13 protein-coding genes are annotated in these 17,627 nt (G+C 71.6%); 5 read left to right on the top strand and 8 right to left on the bottom strand.

The window, feature by feature from the left end; all coding sequences use genetic code 11:
- Window positions 1-127: 127 nt before the first annotated feature.
- The 3 genes from ACIHAO_RS15625 to ACIHAO_RS15635 all read right to left on the bottom strand — a co-directional run bounded on the left by ACIHAO_RS15625 (window position 128) and on the right by ACIHAO_RS15635 (window position 2,913).
- The gene (locus ACIHAO_RS15625) at window positions 128-1,795 is read right to left on the bottom strand and encodes a serine/threonine-protein kinase (protein WP_396558284.1); all 1,668 of its coding nucleotides are present in this window, start codon (window positions 1,793-1,795) and stop codon (window positions 128-130) included.
- Window positions 1,792-2,574 carry a hypothetical protein gene (locus tag ACIHAO_RS15630; RefSeq protein ID WP_396558286.1) on the bottom strand — a complete coding sequence of 261 codons (783 nt, stop codon included), beginning with the start codon at window positions 2,572-2,574 and terminating at the stop codon, window positions 1,792-1,794. The genes ACIHAO_RS15625 and ACIHAO_RS15630 overlap by 4 nt, the downstream gene beginning before the upstream one ends.
- Window positions 2,575-2,745: 171 nt before the next feature.
- A complete protein-coding gene (locus ACIHAO_RS15635; protein WP_396558288.1) occupies window positions 2,746-2,913 on the bottom strand; it encodes a hypothetical protein in 168 nt (55 codons plus the stop codon).
- On the opposite strand from ACIHAO_RS15635, the gene ACIHAO_RS15640 reads away from it, so the two are divergent.
- Window positions 2,903-3,538, top strand: a complete 636-nt coding sequence (locus ACIHAO_RS15640; RefSeq protein WP_396558290.1) for a hypothetical protein — start codon at window positions 2,903-2,905, stop codon at window positions 3,536-3,538. The genes ACIHAO_RS15635 and ACIHAO_RS15640 overlap by 11 nt on opposite strands.
- A gap of 111 nt (window positions 3,539-3,649) precedes the next feature.
- Here ACIHAO_RS15640 and ACIHAO_RS15645 read toward each other — a convergent pair whose 3' ends face one another.
- The 5 genes from ACIHAO_RS15645 to ACIHAO_RS15665 all read right to left on the bottom strand — a co-directional run bounded on the left by ACIHAO_RS15645 (window position 3,650) and on the right by ACIHAO_RS15665 (window position 8,909).
- The gene (locus ACIHAO_RS15645) at window positions 3,650-4,633 is read right to left on the bottom strand and encodes a TerC/Alx family metal homeostasis membrane protein (RefSeq protein ID WP_396558292.1); all 984 of its coding nucleotides are present in this window, start codon (window positions 4,631-4,633) and stop codon (window positions 3,650-3,652) included.
- 156 nt (window positions 4,634-4,789) lie between these two features.
- Window positions 4,790-5,593 (bottom strand): LLM class flavin-dependent oxidoreductase, encoded by an 804-nt coding sequence (locus tag ACIHAO_RS15650; RefSeq protein WP_396558294.1) that lies wholly within the window; start codon window positions 5,591-5,593, stop codon window positions 4,790-4,792.
- A 204-nt stretch (window positions 5,594-5,797) separates the two neighbouring features.
- Window positions 5,798-7,048, bottom strand: coding sequence for a glycosyltransferase (locus ACIHAO_RS15655; RefSeq protein WP_396558296.1), 1,251 nt, complete (start codon window positions 7,046-7,048; stop codon window positions 5,798-5,800).
- Complete coding sequence (locus ACIHAO_RS15660) at window positions 7,045-7,878, bottom strand: SDR family NAD(P)-dependent oxidoreductase (protein WP_396558298.1); 834 nt, start codon at window positions 7,876-7,878, stop codon at window positions 7,045-7,047. The genes ACIHAO_RS15655 and ACIHAO_RS15660 overlap by 4 nt, the downstream gene beginning before the upstream one ends.
- Window positions 7,875-8,909, bottom strand: coding sequence for an alpha/beta hydrolase (locus ACIHAO_RS15665; protein ID WP_396558300.1), 1,035 nt, complete (start codon window positions 8,907-8,909; stop codon window positions 7,875-7,877). The genes ACIHAO_RS15660 and ACIHAO_RS15665 overlap by 4 nt, the downstream gene beginning before the upstream one ends.
- Window positions 8,910-9,356: 447 nt before the next feature.
- Between ACIHAO_RS15665 and ACIHAO_RS15670 the strand changes: the two genes are divergently transcribed.
- The 4 genes from ACIHAO_RS15670 (at window position 9,357) to ACIHAO_RS15685 (ending at window position 17,612) form a co-directional block, all read left to right on the top strand.
- Window positions 9,357-10,025: a hypothetical protein gene (locus ACIHAO_RS15670; RefSeq protein ID WP_396558302.1), complete on the top strand. Its 669-nt coding sequence runs from the start codon at window positions 9,357-9,359 to the stop codon at window positions 10,023-10,025.
- A 152-nt stretch (window positions 10,026-10,177) separates the two neighbouring features.
- Complete coding sequence (locus ACIHAO_RS15675) at window positions 10,178-11,920, top strand: fatty acyl-AMP ligase (protein ID WP_396558304.1); 1,743 nt, start codon at window positions 10,178-10,180, stop codon at window positions 11,918-11,920.
- On the top strand, window positions 11,917-16,119 hold the full coding sequence (locus ACIHAO_RS15680; protein ID WP_396558306.1) for a beta-ketoacyl synthase N-terminal-like domain-containing protein: 4,203 nt from the start codon (window positions 11,917-11,919) through the stop codon (window positions 16,117-16,119). Before ACIHAO_RS15675 ends, ACIHAO_RS15680 begins: the two co-directional genes overlap by 4 nt.
- The gene (locus ACIHAO_RS15685; protein WP_396558308.1) at window positions 16,116-17,612 is read left to right on the top strand and encodes an MFS transporter; all 1,497 of its coding nucleotides are present in this window, start codon (window positions 16,116-16,118) and stop codon (window positions 17,610-17,612) included. Before ACIHAO_RS15680 ends, ACIHAO_RS15685 begins: the two co-directional genes overlap by 4 nt.
- Window positions 17,613-17,627: the final 15 nt, after the last annotated feature.

Below are 17,627 nucleotides of genomic sequence, written 5' to 3' on the forward strand. Positions count from 1 at the left end.
GGCCCCGCGCACCAGACGATCTCCGGCACGGTGCCCACGCACCAGGTCTAGGTCACGGACGCCGCGGGCAAGCACCGCAAGTAGTGACCGGGCGCGGGGGCGGCCGTCGACGGCCGCCCCCGGGGTTTCAGCGTGCGCGCCGGGCGCGGGCGGCGGCGACCACGAAACCCGTCGCCACCGCGCCCGCGATCGAGCAGCCGGCGCCGAACGACACCGCGGGCTCGTGCACTCGCAGCACCGAGACGCACAGCCACGCCGTCGCGCCGAACAGCAGGCCGAGGATCGGCCCGCTGACGAGCGCGCCCCGCCACCGATGGCCGTTGCGAATCGTCCGGAGCCCGGATTCCAGGTACGCCAACGCGAACAGGGCGAGGATCAGGCTGCCCGCGCCGAGCGCGCTCGCGAGCGGATGCTGCCGGGTGACGACCGTGAAGGCCCGCGGGACGCCGTCCGCCGTCATCGTCGCGGTGACGGCACCACCGACGATCCAGCGGGTGAGCCCGGGAAACCGCAGGTCGGCACGGAAACCGTCACCGTCGGGTTTCGGCACCGCCGACGCGGATCCGAGCGGTATCCCGGCGGCCGAGAGGTCCAAAGTGACCTGCTTCGGGCTGCCCTCACCAGTCACGGTCACCGTCTTGCTGAGGTCCACGGGCGCCGACGAGGCGGCTGCACCGTCGATTCTCACCGTTGTGGCCTCGTGCGGCAGCCGTTCCGGCGTGAGCAGAGTGAGCACCACGAGCGCGATCGCGGCGGCCGCCGCGGCCAGCCGGAACCAGAGCACCGCACCGGGCCGGGAGCCTGGCCGGAAGTTCGCGCGGGTCGCCGACAGCGTCGGATCCGGTGTGGCGCGGTGAACCGGCCGTGTCGGGCCGTCCCCGGCCGGGGACGGCGTGCTGAGCGCGGAGATCACCCGCGGGGTGAGGTGCCGGACCGGCACGCGGGAGCGTTCCAGCCAGCCCTGCCCGTACACGGCGGTCGCGGCCGACGCGTGGTCGGCCGCGAACGTCTCCGCATCGCGGTAACGGGAGTCGAGTTCGCGCGCGAGGCTGCGCATGACGACGTCGGCGAGCGGTGACGGCACGCCCTCGATCGGGCGCGGATCGGTGAACATGTGCTGGCGCATCATGCTGATCGCGCCGCGGGTGTTGTCGAACGGCAGTTTCCCGGACAGCAGTTCGTAGAGCACCGTGCCCGTCGAGTAGACGTCGGCGGCCGGGCTCAGCGCGTTGCCCATCGCCTGTTCGGGTGCGATGTAGGCGGGTGTGCCGAGGACTTCGCCGCCGTGCGTGACGAGGGTGGCGCCTTCGCTGATCACCTTCGCGATGCCGAAGTCGGCCACCTTCATCACGCCTTGCGTGGTGAAGAGCAGGTTCTTCGGCTTGACGTCCAGATGCAGCACGCCCGCTTCGTGCGCCGCGTGGAGTCCGGCGAGCGTCGCCAGCCCGATCGCGCAGGCTTGTTCCCCGCTGATCGACCCGCTTCGGAATCGGCTGTGCACCGTGCCGCCGTCGAGGCGTTCCATCACCATCAGATGCTCGCGGCCGGTGCGCACGTAGTCGTAGACGGGCACGATGTGCGGGTGGTCGAGGCTGGCCAGCACCCGCGCTTCACGGTCGAAGAGTTCGCTGCTGACGGCGTGGTTCAGCACGTCCCACGGCAGTTGTTTGATGGCGACGTCACGGCGCAGCGAACGGTGGACACCGGCGAAGACGACCCCCATCCCGCCCTGGCCGATCGCGGCCCCGATCTCGTACTGCGGCAGTGCGGCGACGACCTCGGCGGGTGCGCTCATCGGTTGAATTCCTTGGTGGCATCGGGAAAACGCACCGTGTCGTCGGCACCGGGCGCCGGATGCGGGGTCAGATAACCGAGCAGGAACGCGAGGACTGCGGCGCCGAGGACCACCGGGATCTCGATCGACGGCTCCGGCGGGACGAGCCGCAGCACCGACAGCGAGACGACGGCCACGAGTCCGGTCCCGAAACCGGCGGGCAGGAAACGCAGGCCGCGGCGCCACCGGTTGGCGGGGAGGCGGTGGCGGGCGAGCGCGAGCAGGGCGGTCAGCCACGCCAGCACGGTGAGCACGAGCATCGCGAGCCCGAAGGCGCCGTAGACGGACCAGAATGATCCACGGATGTCGGCGACCGTGGACGCCTCGCCGAGCGTGCCCCGCTGGGCGTCCAGCAGTTCGATCGTCGACGGGAGCAGGCCGATCGCCTGGCCGGACAGGTCGGCCATGTCCAGCACGAAGGTCCGGGTGACCCGGCTGCGCGCGGGGACTTCGAACGGTGCCGTGGTGTCGTAGGCGAAGAACGTCAGGGCGAGCGCGACGCCGGACACCCGCACGCTGCGGACCTTGACCGAGGTCCCGCCGCTGTTGGTCGCCGTGACGGTGAGTTCGATCTGCTTCACCGGATCGATCACGACCGTGGCGTTGGTGATCGGCCGGTCGTCGAGGGTGACCGCGAGATCGAGCCTGGCACTGCCGTCACCGTCCGCACTGGCCGGTGGTGAGCCGAGGAGGATCGCGCACAGACCCAACGCAACCCCTGCCGCGATGACACGTCCCATTTTGCGCATCCCCTGTTTGCGTATTCCGACTGGTCCGGAATGCTACAGCGAGTACTTACCGGAGAGGGACGTCCCAATGCGTATCGTGGTTCGCCTGATATTCGGCACCGTGACCGGGTTGTTGTTCCTGGTTTCCCAGGTGGGAGCGGGAAACGCGCAGCAGTCCCCTTATCAGTCGACGGTTGGTTTGAAACCTTCGAGCGGACCCGCGGGGAGTTCTTTCACCATTTCCTGGAATTTCTCCCCGTGCAAAGGACCGATTTCTTTCACGTGGGACGGGGCGGCCATTACTTCGGTCAGCGCCCCCAGCGGACAGGTTGCGGCGACGGTGCCGGGCAACGCGACACCCGGCAGTCACACCGTCTCGGGCACCTGCACGAACGCGCGGACCGGTCAGCCGCTGACCGGCGCCGCGAACTTCCGGGTGACCGGGACCGTGACCACGGCACCGCCGACGACGAAGGTGCCTCCGACGACGAAGCCGACCGTCCCGGTGACCACACCGACCCGGCCGGGGACGACCACCACCCCGGTCACCACTACCGCCCCGCCCACGACGACACCACCGTCCACAACGGACACTCCCCCGCCGACCGGCGTCCCGTCGTCGAGCAGCAGCACGCCGCCGGGGCCGAACGACCTCGTCCTCGACCGCCCGAGCGTGCAGCCCGGCGACCGGCTGTCCGCGACGGGCAAGGGCTGCACGCCCGGCGAACGCGTCACCCTGACGTCGGACGGCGAGCGCGTCGGCGGCGCCTACGCCGACGGCACCGGCGCCTTCACCGCGAATGTGGAGTTCACGCGGATCGAGGCGGGCAAGCACACCGTCGTCGCGGACTGCGGCGTGCGCTTGACCGGCGCCGTCGAGCAGGTCGTGACCAGTTCGTCCGGCGGGCACAGCGGCACCATGGTGGTGCTGGTGTTCTTCGTGCTGGCCGGGATCACCGTGATCCGCTTCCCCTGACCCTCAGCGCGGTGGCCGCATCGCCGCGAAGACCAGCAGCAACGCGGCGAGGAAGAGGGCGGCGGCCGCCACGTCGATCAGGAAGCCGACGACGAGTCCGGTGATCATCGCTCACTCCTTCGCCGTCCGGGCGGCTTCGCGACGCCGTGCGTACACGCTGGTGAACGAGACCGTGACGAGGACAGCGACGATCACGCCCAGCGAGACCGGGGTCGGAACCTGCGGCACGCCCGGCCAGATCCCGTGTGCCCAGTGCAGGACCAGCTTCACCCCGATGAAGGCGAGGATGATCGCGAGGCCGTGGTTGAGGTGGACCAGCTTCGCGAGCGCCGAATGGAGCACGAAGTACAGGGCACGCAGGCCCATCAGGGCGAAGGCGTTGGTGGCGAACACGAGGTACGGGTCTTCGGTGATGCCGTAGACGGCGGGCACCGAGTCGACCGCGAAGACGACGTCGGTGGCGAAGACCGCGACGACCACGACAGCCAGCGGAGTGAGCGCGCGGCGCCCGTGTTCACGCACGGTCAGCCGGGTGCCGCGGTAGTCGTCGGTGACCGGCATCAGCCTGCGCAGCAACCGGACCGACCGCAGCTGCGAGAGATCCATCTCGACCGGGCCGTCGGACATGGCCTCACGCAGGATCTTGATCGCCGAGACCAGCAGGATCACGCCGAAGACGAGGAACGCCCAGGTGCCGGCCGACAGCATCGCGGCACCGGCCGCGATGAACACGCCGCGGAGCACCAGCGCGCCCACGATGCCGTACAGCAGCACGCGTTGCTGCACGGCGGGCGGGACCGCGAAGGCGGCGAGCAGCAGCATGAAGACGAACAGGTTGTCCACCGACAGGGACTTCTCGACGACGAAACCCGTCATGAACTCGAGCGCCTGGCCGCCACCGAACTCGAGCCACAGCCAGAGCCCGAACACGACCGGGAGCGCGAGGTAGAAGACCGACCAGCCGGCTGCCTCCCGCATCGACACCTCGTGCGGACGGCGGGTGACGGCGAAATCGGCGACGAGCAGTCCCAGCAGGACGGCGATGCTGATCGCCCACAACCCCGGCGATCCCACGGTTGCCACGGACTCGGGCATGAAGCCTCCTCGAACTCGAAGTTCGAGGTCTCCTTCACCCGATGGGCGGCCTCCCGGGGACACAGCGGAGTGTCCGTATTGACCGGGCAGACCCTTGGGAAGTACTCCCCTCGCCGGTCCAGTATCGCACTTGGTAAAGAGTTATTAAAGGGCGGGTCAAGCGGGGCCCTCCCGCAGCACGCCGCGTACCGCGTCGACGGACAGGTCGTCCCACGGGAATTCGGCCATCCACCAGGTCGCCCCCGCCCGCTCGTACGGCGCGACATCCGTGCCCGCGGGGACGCCGATGGCGAAGTCGTACGGCTTCTCCGCGTCCTCGCGCCACCCGGTGATCGTCTCGACCACTTCGGCGAACTCGTCCGCGTGCGGCAGGTGCACCGGGAAGAACCCGTCGTACCGCGCGGCCCTGCGCATCGGCTTCGTCTTCCCGGGGAAGCCCGCCAGCCAGACCGGGATCGGGCGCGCGGGACGAGGCAGGAAGGTGATGTCGTCGACCGTGTAGTGCGCGCCGTGATGCCGCACCGGCTCACCGGACCAGGCGGCGGTGAGGATCGCGAGCGACTCGTCCAGCATCTCGCCGCGTTTGCGGTCGTCCGGCTCGTCGCCGGTCTTCGAGAACTCGCCGCCGAAGCGGTCGCTGCCGAGGCCCGCGCCGAGGATCAGCCGTCCGTCACCCAACCGGTCCAAGGTGGCCGTCTCACGGGCGAGCTTGACCGGACGACGGCGGGCCAGCGGCGTGACCATCGGACCGAAGACGAGGTTCTCGGTGGCCGACGCTACGGCGGCGAGGGTGATCCACGGATCGGCGACGGCACGCACCGGCTCGCGCCAGCGGACGTGGTCCCAGACGAACAGACCGTGCCAGCCCGCCTCCTCGGCCTCGGCGGCGAGGCGCGCGATGATCACCGGATCGGCCAGTTCGTCGAAGATCGGCAGCCAGAGTGCTGAGCGCAGGTTCATGCCCGCGACCGTACGAGGAAATCCCCCGCCGCGGCGTGCTCGAAGACGGAACACGCGTGTCTCCAGCCGGAACTCGCGTGATTGAAGGCGTAACTCGCGTGTGCGGAGCCGGAAGACTCGTGCGGTCCGGCCTCGGGTGAGTTCCGCCTCCAATCACGTGAGTTACGTCTTCAATCACGTGAGTTCCGTGTCCGGACACGTGAATCACGCCTTCCGGTGGAGAAGGGGAGAACCTTCCTGCAGCACCTCCCGGGCTCGCGCCACCCCGTCCTCCTCGCGCAACCGGCCGGCGACGTACTGCGCGCCGCGGCGGAACAGGAGGTTGCCGGACAGTTCCAGCAGCCGCGCGGTCGAGGAGTCCTCGGTGAGTTCCCGTAACGGGAGCGGACGTGGTCCGGCGCCGAGCCGGGAGACCCGGTCGCCCCAGTAGGGCTGGTCGGAGAAGACCGGGCAGACCAGCGACGGGACGCCCGCGCGCAACGCCGCCGCGGTCGTGCCCGCGCCGCCGTGATGCACCACCGCGGCGGTGCGCGGGAAGAGCCACGCGTGCGGGACGTCCCCGATCGTCAGCAGATCGTCTTCGCCGGCCACGGCATCGGTGCCGAGCAGGCCGCGCAGCCCCACGCGGCGCAACGCCGTGCGGACTGCGGCGAACGTCCGTTCCGCCTCCGACGGCCGCATGCTGCCGAAACCGACGTACACCGGAGGCGGCCCGGAGGCGAGGAAGTCCCGCAAGCGCGGGTCCGGCCGCCAGTCTGCGGGGGTGTCGAGAAACCAGTACCCGGTGACGTGGACCCTGGCGGGCCAATCCTTCGGCCGGGGCACCACGGCGTCGGAAAATCCGCACAGCACCGGGGTTTCCGTCCGCCGGGGCCCGCGTATGCCTGCCGCGGGCAGGCCGAGCGACCGCTCCCGCCACCGATCCACTTCGGGACGCAGCACCTGCCACGCGACGGTGTCGACGGCGCGAAAGCTCAGCCGGCGGCCGCACGGCCCGGTCTTGGCCGCCCACGGCAGCAGCGGATGCGCGAACGCCCCCGTCGGCACGCTGGGCTGATAGTGCAGCTCGACGTCGGGGACGCCGAGCGAGGCACCCAGATGCGCGCCGAGGAAGCCCAGCGTCGGGGCGAGGACGAGGTCCGCGCCCTCCGCTCCTCGGTGGACGTCGGCCAGCAGGCGCTCCAGCACCGGGGCCAGCGCACCTCGCAGCCCGCGCAGGAAGGTCGCGGGATTGCGTCCGCCCTCGGTCCATTCGCGTCCACCGGCCGACCCGAGGACTTCGCCGGGATCGGCCGAGAGCGGCGCGAAGTCCAGGCCGTGCCCGGTCACCAGTGTCCGGAACCGCTCGGCCGCCAGCACCCGCACCCGATCGCCGTCGAGACCACGACCCAAGGCGATACACGGCTGGACGTCACCCCGCGAACCGGGAGCGACGATCACGACGAGCCGGGTCACCGCTTCGCCGCCGTCAGCCGGTAGCGGAGGCGGAACGGCAGGTTCGCCAGCACCGCCGCGACACGCGCGTCCCGGCCGACCAGGTATCGCGGCGCGGGACGGCGTGCGGTGAGCGCGTGGACCACGACCCGCGCCGCCCGCTCGGGCGGTACACCGTTCCGAGCGGATCGCTCCGCGCTGCGTTCGGCTTCCTCCAGTTGCGCCCCATACCTTTCCCGCGCTGCCTCCGGAAGGGCGGCGCGCACCTCCTCGGCGGCGGCTCGGGCGCGCGGCCAGATCGACGTGGTGACCGCGCCGGGCTCCACGAGGACGACGCCGATCCCGGACGGTGCCAGTTCGGCGCGCAGGCTGTCGGTCAAGCCGACCAGGGCGAACTTCGAAGTGTGATACGGCCCGACCATCGGCCCCGCGATGCGCCCGCCCATCGATCCGACGGTCACCACCCTGGCGGCGGACGCGGCACGCAGTGCGGGCAGCATCGCCTGCGTGACGGCGAGCTGACCGGTGACGTTGACCTCCAGCTGCTGCCGGAAATCCGCGAGCGGCACGTGTTCCAGCGGTCCGGGCCTGGCCATCCCGGCGTTGTTCACCAGTCCGCACAGCGGCCCCGCCGCCGCGACCTTCTCCCCGCAGGCCGCGATCGACGCCGCGTCCCGGAGGTCCATTCGCAGCACGGTGACCGCTTCGCCGTACGTGCGAGCAAGTTCCGTTTCGTCCGCATCGGTGCGCACACTGGCCCAGACGTGCGCGCCCCTCCGGACGAGTTCGGTCACGCAGGCGCGGCCGATCCCACTCGACGCACCGGTGACCACAAAGGACGGACGGGTCACGACGCCTCCCCCGTCTTCACCGGCGCTGAGAGCGCGCTCAGCATCCGCGGCCAGGTCTTGTGCAGCTGGTCCTGCCAGTACGCCCAGTGATGCGTGCCGGGCCCGTAGAAATCCGTCTTGACCGGGACGCCGAGACGGTTCAGCCGGTCCGCCATCGCGGTGGTCTGGCCGGCGCAGAGGAATTCGAGCAGCATCGCGCCGGGCAGCACGTCGACCGGGAGTTTCCCGTCGAACGGTCCCGGCAGGCCGTTGCCCGTCGACAGGTACAGCTCGGTGCCGCGCAGGCGGTCGGCGTTCACCAGCGGATCGTGCGCGTCCCAGCGGGACGCCTCGCGCCGCCGGTCGCCCCAGAGCGCTTCGGGATCCTGCCGGGCCGAGGCGACGATCGCGCTGGTCAGCAGCTCGCCGTACGGACCGGTGGGGTTGAGATTGCCGCTGAACGATCCGGCGAAACGGAACACCCCCGGCCGCCGGGCGGCGAGTTCCACCGCGCCGTATCCGCCGAGGGAGAGCCCCGCCGCGACCCGCCTCCCGTCCCCGCGATAGCCGCGGTCGATCAGCTGCGGGATCTCGACCGCGGTGAACGTCTCCCACTGGTTGAGCACGACGTCCTTGCCGTAATTCCACCAGTCGGAAAAGAACCCCGCGGAACCGGAACCCGGCATCACCACCATCACGCCGGCGTCGTCGGCGAGTTTCCGGATGTCGGTGTTGGCCGTCCAGCCGCGATAGTCCTGCAGCCGCGTCTCCCCGGCGAGCAGGTACACGGCGGGCCACTTGCGGTCCGGTTCGGCGGCCCACCGCGACGGCAGGATCAGCCTGACCATCGCGTAGCTCCCGACGCCGATCGAGCGCACGGTGAGATCCAGCGTCCGCGGATCACCGTCCACTGTGGTCTGGGCGACGACGTGCGAGCCGTCGTCGGCGCGGACGTCCGGGACACCGCCCTCGGCCCGTGCCGGGGCGGGCAGCAAACACGCCACGGCCGCCAGCGACGCCACGGCCCGCAGCCGCCTCGAAGTAGTGCGCATACGCAATCCTTTGTCCCGGTCGTCCGATCGAATTCGAAAATGTGACGGCGATTACTCACAAAAGAAATCCGGAGGTGTCGACACATTAAGCGGACGGGCCCCTTCCAGGCAATTGTCCTGCCCACAATCCGGGAGGACAATGTGAATGCCAGGGAAACAAGAAATGCGTCCGCCTCCCCCATCAGGGTGACCCGCCACTCACGGACAGTGAGCGAGTGTGGCACGGTGGTACCAAACTGGCTCGCGCACCAGCGAAAATCCTGGAACTCGCAGGTCACGCCCTGTACACGAAGGACATTTACGTTCTCTTGACGCCTTCCGGTATTCGATTTCCCGTCGTAGCCTTCGTCGTGCCGCCCGGGTTCGGCGTCCACTGACGTGACCCCGGCGCCTGCGTCCCACCGAGGGGACCGCGACTCCATCAGGACCCTTCCGAAAGGGCTATTCATGGCTGCCCGAATTCGTGCGTTCGTCGTCTCCGCCGCCGCGGTGGCGACCATTTCCGGAGCACCGGGAGAATCGATACAGGCGGCCGCGACGCCGCCCGCACCCGCCGTTCCGCCCGCGGCGGTCCTGCCGCCGGAAGCCGTCCCGCACGCGTCCGCGCGGGACGGCTTCGACCTCCGCACAGCACTGTCCACTTCGGACTCGAAGGCGCGGAAGGAGAGCCGGATCGACGTCGACGGCTGCGAGGACGTCGTCCACGGCAGGCTGGTCGGCGCCGACGCCGCCGGCCAGGGTTTCCAGTCCGCCGTACCCGGCGGTCAGGTCTCCGAACTCGTCGCGCGCACGACGAACCCGCCCGACCTGACGGCTTGGGCCGCGCAGGCCGGGCGGTGCTCGAAGGTGACGGTCGACGACGCGGCCGGTACCGCGGTGTCGACCGTCACCGTCCATCCCGCTCCCGTCGTTCCGGGCGCGAAAACCCTTTCCTACCAACAACTCCTGACGCTCCCCGGACAGCCCCCCGAACTGCCGGGACTGCGTCTGCGCACTGTCGCCATCGCCGCCGACGACGTACTGGTCGTGCTTCGTGACGCCGGGACCACCGGCCTCGATCTCGACGCCCTGGCCGTCGCCGCCTGGCGGCACGCCGCCGGACCACTCGGCCGCTGAATCCCCCGAACACCCCCGAACCCGCCCGGCCGAAGGCCCCGCTATCGCGGTGGCGGGGCGCCTAGGCCGCCACCGTGACGTAGCCGACCAAGCAGCGCCCTGCCGACGTCGATCGCGGTCGCGGGTTCACCATCAGACACTGAGGAGACGCCATGTCCCTGGCCCCCGAAAACCTGCCCGTCACGGCCGGCCCCACCCTCCCCGCCTGCCTCCGGCATTGGGCGGACACCGACGGCGACCGGCCCGCGGTGACCTTCACCGACTTCGCGACCGACCGCGCCGGGCGGCGGCGGACCCTGACCTGGAAGCAACTCCAGGAGCGCGTCGACGCCGTCGCGGGGGCGCTGCCCGTCCGGCCCGGTGACCGGGTGGCGGTGCTGTGCCCGCAGAGCGCCGAGTACGTCGTCGCGTTCCTCGGCGCGATCACCGCGGGCGCGATCGCCGTTCCGCTGTTCGACCCCGGGCTGCCCGGGCACGCCGGACGGCTCGCCGCGGTGCTGACCGACTGCTCCCCCACCGCGGTGATCACCACCACCGCGGCCGAGGACGCGGTCCGCGAGTTTCTGGCAGGCCTCCCCGGCGGCGAACGCGTCGCCGTCGTCACGGCCGACAAGCCCGCCGCGGGCCCGGTCCGCGCGTGGCCCGTCCCGGCGCCGGCGCCGGACGAGGTGGCGTACCTGCAGTACACGTCCGGCTCGACCCGCAGCCCGGCGGGAGTGGTGCTGACCCACGCCAACGTGCTGGCCAACGTCAGCCAGGCGGTGCACGGGCTCGGCATGGACCCGGCGGGGACCACGGTGTCGTGGCTGCCGCTGTTCCACGACATGGGTCTCGTACTCGGCCTGATCACGCCACTGGCGTTGGGCATGAGGTCGGTGCTGATGGATCCGCTGGCCTTCATCGAGCGCCCGGTGCGCTGGCTGGAGCTGCTCGGCGACCACAACGGAAGCTGGAGCGCGGCCCCGAACTTCGCGTTCCACTACGCCGCGAGCCGGGTGCGCGAGGAGGACCGCGCCAAGCTCCGTCTCGACCGGGTCGCCGCGATCGTCAACGGCGCGGAGCCGATCAACGCGGGCGTCCTCGACCGGTTTCACGCGGCCTTCGCCGACTCCGGTTACCTGCCGGAGAAGACGCGTCCCGCGTACGGGCTGGCCGAGGCGACGGTCTTCGTCACCACCGGCCCCGCCGCTCCCCCGCGTGTCACGACGTTCGACCGTGCCGCGCTGGGCGCGGGGACGGCGCGCCAGGCGGACATCGGTCTCCAGCTGGTCGCCTGCGGCGTCCCGGTGGGTCAGCACGTCGCGTTGGTCGACCCGGAAACCGGTGTCGCGCTGGAAGACGGCTCGGTCGGCGAGATCTGGGTCCACGGGCCCAACGTCGGCACGGGCTACTGGCAGAAGCCCTTGGAGAGCACCGACACCTTCGGCGCCCGGCTGACCGGGGAGCACAGTGGGCTGCCCGACGGGCCGTGGCTGCGCACCGGCGACCTCGGCGTCCGGCACGACGGCGAGGTCTACATCGCGGGCCGGATCAAGGATCTGCTCATCGTCGACGGCCGCAACCACTATCCGCAGGACGTCGAAGCGACGGCGGCGTCGGCCGACCGCGACATCCGTCCCGGCAGTGTCGCCGCGTTCGCCGTCGAAGGCACCGACACCGAAGCCGCGGTCGTCGTCGCCGAACACCGTGCTCACACCGCACTGACCACCGAGGACGAACGGGCGCTCGCCGCGGTGATCCGGCGGCTCGTCTCCGACGCGCACGGCCTCGCGCTGCGCGACGTCGTGCTCGTCCCGGCGGGACTGGTCCCGCGGACCTCCAGCGGCAAGATCGCGCGCGCCGCCTGCCGCGACCGTTACCTCGCAGGCGACTACGGAAAGGCCTTGGTGCGATGAGAAACCCGACGCTCGACACGCCCGCACTGCGCCGCTGGCTGCTCGACACCGTCGCCGGACACCTCGGCGTCGACCCGGCGCGGCTCGAAGCCGATCGTCCGCTCAGCGACTACGGCCTGTCCTCCCGTCAGGCCGTCGGTATCGCCGGCGATCTCGAAAACCTGCTGGGCACCCCGCTCCCGGCGACCCTGCTGTGGGAAAGCCCGACCCTCGACCACCTTGCCCGCTCCCTGACCGGCGGTGCCGAACCGGAGCCGGAATCGCCGGGCACCGACCGGCGCCGGACCGACCCGATCGCCGTCGTCGGCCTCGGCTGCCGCTGGCCGGGAGCGGACGGCCTCGACGAGTTCTGGGACCTGCTGCGCAGCGGACGGGACGCCGTCCGGACCGCGCCGCCGGGCCGGTGGAACGCCGACGCGGCGCCGATCGTCGGCGGTTTTCTGGACGACGTGGCCGGTTTCGACGCCGAGCACTTCGGCATCACCCCACGTGAAGCGTCCACAATGGACCCTCAACAGCGGATGCTGCTGGAAGTCACCTGGGCGGCGCTGGAACACGCCGGGATCGCCCCGGCCTCGCTGCGCGGCAGCCGGACCGGCGTGTTCACCGGGATCTCGACCCACGACTACGGGCATCTCACGATGGCGGGCGGCGGGGTCGATCTGTGGACGGCGACCGGTGCGGCCGGAAGCATCTCGGCCAACCGGCTCTCCTACGTCTACGACCTGCGCGGGCCGAGTATGGCGGTGGACACCGCCTGCTCGTCGTCGCTGGTCGCGGTGCATCACGCGGTGCGCGCGCTGCGCGACGGCGAGGCGGATCTGGCGCTGGCGGGCGGGGTGAACCTCATGCTGCTGCCCGGACCGACGGCCGCCTTCGCCGCCGCGGGACTGCTGGCCGGGGACGGCCGGTGCAAGACCTTCGCCGCGGGCGCCGACGGCATCGCGCGTGCCGAAGGCTGCGGCGTCGTCGTGCTCAAGCGGCTGGCGGACGCCGAGTACGACGGCGACCGGGTGCTGGCGGTGATACGTTCGACCGCGGTCAACTCCGACGGCCGCTCCCAGGGCATGGCGGCGCCGAACCCCGTCGCCCAGCAGGACATGCTGCGCACGGCGTACCACGGCGCCCGGCTCGATCCGTCCACTGTGGACTACATCGAGGCGCACGGCACCGGCACCCTGCTCGGCGACCCGATCGAGGCCCGCTCCCTCGGCGCCGTCCTCGGCAAGGACCGCCCGGCCGACGGCCCGCTGCTGATCGGCTCGGTGAAGACCAACATCGCGCACGCGGAGGCGGCGGCGGGGATCGCCGGGCTGATCAAGGTCGTGCTCGCGATGACCCATGACGAACTGCCGCCCCAGCTGCATTTCACCGCCCCCAACCCGCACATCCCGTTCGACGACCTGCGCCTGAAGGTGGTGACCGAACCGACGCCGTGGCCACGCCGGTCCGGCCGCGCCACGGCGGGGGTGTCGGCGTTCGGGTTCGGCGGGACCAACGCGCATGTCGTCCTCGAACAGGCCCCTGCCTTGGAACCGGCCCCACACCGCGGGGACGTCCGGATCGGGCTGCTGTCCGCCCGTACCCGCGACCGTCTCACCGAACGCGCGACCCAGCTGGCGAACTGGCTGGAGTCCTCGGCCACGCCGCCGCTTTCCCTCGCCGACGTCACCCACACGCTGTTCCGGCGCGACAACGGCGGACCGCATCGCGCCGCCGTCGTCGCCGGGGACATCGCCGAGCTCGCGGTGCTGCTGCGCGCCGTCGGCACCGGCGCCGACCCCCTGCCCGCGGGCGCTGTCGCCGGCACCACGCGGAGCGGCGACGACCCGGTGTTCGTGTTCTCCGGCCACGGCTCCCAATGGGCGGGGATGGGACGCGGACTGCTGGCCGCCGAGCCCGCCTTCGCCGCCCAGGTCGACAAGCTCCACGACCTGTTCACCGAGCACACCGGCCGATCGCTGCGTGCCCTGCTCACCAGCGCCAAGCCGCTTTCGCTGCCCGGAACCCAGGCCGTCATCTTCGGGACGCAGATCGCGCTGGCCGCTCAGTGGGAGGCGCTCGGGGTCCGGCCCGCGGCCGTCGTCGGGCACTCGCTCGGCTCCGCCGCGGCCGCCGTGGTGAGCGGCGTGCTCACCCCCGACGAGGCCGTCCACCTGGTCGCGACCCGCGCCCGGCTCCTGGGCACCCTCGGCCCAGGAGGGGCGATGGCCGCGGTGGAACTGGCGCCGGAGGAACTCGACCTGTACCCGGACATCGAACTCGCCGTCGAATCGGCGCCGGGTCAGCTGACCGTCGCCGGCGACGCGACCGTGCTCGAATTGCTCGTCGCGGAACTCGAAGCCGCCGGGCTGACCGCACGGCTGCTGCCGGTCGAGGTCGCCGGGCACTCCGCCCGCGTCGACCCCATCCTGCCCGCGCTCCGGGAGGCGCTCGACGAGTTGGGTGGCCGCCGTCCGACAGTGCCTTGGTACGACACGGTTCTCCCCGATCCACGGGAGCTGCCGGACTTCGACGCCGGGTACTGGGCCGCGCATCTGCGCCGTCCGGTGCGGTTCCGGCAGGCCGTGGCGGCCGCCGCCGCGGACGGGCACCGCGTCTTCCTCGAGGTGTCGCCGCATCCGATCCTGCGGGGTTCGGTGGCGAGGACACTCGCAGCCGAGGGAATCCACGACGCCGTCGTCACCGGAACGCTGCGCCGGGGCCAGGACGAGGTCCGCGCGCTGGGCGCCGCGGCGGCCGAACTGTACTGCGCGGGTACCCGGATCACCCCGGCCGATCCGGACGACGGCGCCCGCCTGGTCGACGTCCCGCCGATGCCGTGGCGGCACGAACGGCACTGGTACACCGCTGCCGGGGAACCGCCTTCGTTCGCGGCGCGCACGCCGGAACCCGAACCCGTACGGAGCGGCGGAGGTGACCGGCTGACCGAGATCGTCGCCGCCGTCATGGGACTGCGGCCCGACCGTATCGACGCCGACGTCCCGCTGGTGGAACTCGGACTGGACTCCCTGATGGCGAACCGGATCCGGGAGGCCGTGCGCCGGGAGTTCGGCACCGAACCCGACGCCGTCAGCGTGCTGCGCGGTGCGACTCTCGCGGATCTCAGCCGCGATCTCACGCCGCGAGAGGACGAAGAACCGCTCCCGGCCCGCGGCCGTGCCTGGGACGCGGCCGACCGCCTGGTCCTGCGGCTGTGGCAAGAGCACACCGGGACCGACGCGGGCGGCACACAGGTCCGATTGACCGAGACCGGCACCCCGGACCGGCTGGCCGAACTTCTCGCCGAGGGGCTCAGCGCCGAACTCGACACGCCCGTCGACGCCGCCGAACTCCGGCGGCACGACTCCCTCGCGGCCATCGCCGACGTCGCCCGCGCCGTCCTCGACACGAGGGAGGAGCGGGGGCCGGTCCACGTCCTCGCCCGTGGTGAAACCGGGGTCGCGCCGCTGCTGCTGTTCCACCCCGGCGGCAGCACCTGCACCGTGTACCGGCCGCTGCTGGACCGGCTGCCCACCTCGGTGCCGTGCGTCGGATTCGAACGCGTTCCCGGTGTCAGCATCGAGGAACGCGTCGAACAGCTCCTGCCGTTGGTACGGGAACAGGGTCGCGACCGGCCGTACCGGCTGGCGGGCTGGTCGTTCGGCGGGGCGCTGGCCTACGGCGTCGCCGCGCGACTCGCAGAGGAAGGCGAAGAGGTCGAGTTCGTCGCGCTGATCGACACCATGCTCCCGCTTCCGGAGCCGGATCTCGATCCGCGCGCGTCGTCCGCCCGGCGGTTCCTGCGATTCACCGGCTACGTCGAAGGAACTTACGGCCGCGAAGTGCGGCTCGGGCACGAGGAGCTGGCACCGCTGCCCGAAGAGGAGCAGATCGAGCTGACCATGCGGCGGGTCGCCGAAGCGGGTCTGCTCAGCCCCGGCGTGCTCCGGCACCAGCGTCAGTCCTTTTTGGACACGCTGGCGGCCGAACGCGGTACGCCCCGCCGCTACGACGGCCGGGTCGTGCTCTACCGGGCGATCGAGCAGTACGCGGCCGGACTGGCGATGGAACCCCGGTATTCCCGCACGGATCTCGCGGCGGGCTGGGCGGAGTTGTGCCCGGGGCTGGAGATCGTGCCGGTCGAAGCGCATCACCTGTCGGTGGTCGACCCGCCTCACGTCGACGTCGTCGCGAGGCATCTGACGGGGCTCCTGTGACCACGGCCCGGGCCGAGCGAGCGGTCATCCGCGCCTGGCCGCTGCTGGCGGTGCTCGGTGCCGGGCTCTTCCTCGTGGCGGTGGACGCGACCGTGCTGCACGTCGCGTTGCCCGACCTCGTCCGGCAGTTGCGGCCCGGCGCGGCGGCGCAGGTGTGGATCGTGGCGATCTACCCGCTGACCGCCGCGCCGCTGCTGCTGCCGTTCGGCACCCTCGGCGACCGGTACGGGCGACGGCGGGTGCTGGTCTCCGGGTACGTCGTGTTCGGGGTCGCGTCACTCGGCTGCGCGTTCGCGGCGAACGTCCCGGTACTGCTGGGTTTCCGCGCACTGCTCGGCTGCGGCGGCGCGATGATCATGCCGGTGACGATGTCGCTGCTCCGCGAACTCTTCCCGGAGCAGCGGCACCGCCGCACGGCGATCGCGGTGTGCAGCGGGATCGCGGGCACCGGCTCGGTGTTCGGGCCGATCCTCGGCGGGGTGCTCGTCGAGGCATGGGGCTGGCGGGCCACGTTCCTGCTGAACCCGCCGGTGATCCTGGCGGCGGTGGTCCTGGCGCTGCGGTGGCTCCCCCGCAACCCGCCGGGGCGGCGGCCGTGGGACGCGCTCAGCGCCGCCCTCGCGGCGGGCGGTGTCCTCGGCATCGCGTTCGCCGTCGGGCAGCCGGGTTCCTGGACGACGGCCGCTGTTTCGGGCGTGACCGGCTGTGTCCTCATCGGACTGTTCCTGCGCCGCCAGCGCCGGACCGATCCGCCGCTGCTGGACCTCACCCTGTTCCGCCGGCCGGGAGTGCGGGCCGCGGTCGGCGGGGTGCTGCTGGTGATGAGCACGCTGGTCGGGCTCGGTCTGCTGTTCGCCCAGTACCTCCAGGTGGTGCTCGGTCTCTCGCCGACCGCGGCGGCGTCCCGGCTGCTCCTGGTGCTGGGCGCGTCGGCCGTCGGCAGCGTCGTGGCCCCTTCACTGCTGGGACGGTTCGGCAACACGCGGGTCCGCACGGCCGGCTTCGCGGTGACGGCGGTGTCGTTGGTGGTCCCGGCGGCGGGATCGGCCGCACTGACGTCGCCGATGCTGCTCGGCATCGGCATGACGGGACTGGGGCTGGGTATGGCGCTCGCGCTCACTTCGAGCACCGACACCCTCCTTTCGGCGACCTCGGCGGACCAGGCGGGCGGCGCCGCGGCGGTGGAGAAGACGGGCTACGAACTCGGCGCCGGTTTCGGGACGACGGTCTTCGGTTCCCTGGCGGCCGCGGTGTACGCGGGGCACCTGGCCGTCCCGCCGGGGGTGCCCGAACCGGCGCGGGTGCTCGCCTTGTCGGGGCCCGCTCAAGCCGAAGCGGCCGCCGCGGGCCTGACGTCGCGTTTAGCCGGCGAAGTGCTCGACGCCGCTCGGATCGCTTGCACCACCGGGTTGCAGGTGTCCGCGGGCGTCGCTTGCGGGTTATTCGTCTTGGCAGTGCTCTTCTCCGGAGCTTTCCGACAGCGCGCGGTCTGACGTTGCACGAAGCAA

The organism is Amycolatopsis sp. NPDC052450 (assembly GCF_044547565.1).
GTDB lineage: Bacteria > Actinomycetota > Actinomycetes > Mycobacteriales > Pseudonocardiaceae > Amycolatopsis.

Bases quoted from the DNA above. Each gene is read 5' to 3' on its own strand.
- ACIHAO_RS15650 (WP_396558294.1), bottom strand. From the start codon at position 5,593: ATGAACCTGCGCTCAGCACTCTGGCTGCCGATCTTCGACGAACTGGCC.
- ACIHAO_RS15645 (WP_396558292.1), bottom strand. From the start codon at position 4,633: ATGCCCGAGTCCGTGGCAACCGTGGGATCGCCGGGGTTGTGGGCGATC.
- ACIHAO_RS15625 (WP_396558284.1), bottom strand. From the start codon at position 1,795: ATGAGCGCACCCGCCGAGGTCGTCGCCGCACTGCCGCAGTACGAGATC.
- ACIHAO_RS15665 (WP_396558300.1), bottom strand. From the start codon at position 8,909: ATGCGCACTACTTCGAGGCGGCTGCGGGCCGTGGCGTCGCTGGCGGCC.
- ACIHAO_RS15680 (WP_396558306.1), top strand. From the start codon at position 11,917: ATGAGAAACCCGACGCTCGACACGCCCGCACTGCGCCGCTGGCTGCTC.
- ACIHAO_RS15630 (WP_396558286.1), bottom strand. From the start codon at position 2,574: ATGGGACGTGTCATCGCGGCAGGGGTTGCGTTGGGTCTGTGCGCGATC.
- ACIHAO_RS15670 (WP_396558302.1), top strand. From the start codon at position 9,357: ATGGCTGCCCGAATTCGTGCGTTCGTCGTCTCCGCCGCCGCGGTGGCG.
- ACIHAO_RS15675 (WP_396558304.1), top strand. From the start codon at position 10,178: ATGTCCCTGGCCCCCGAAAACCTGCCCGTCACGGCCGGCCCCACCCTC.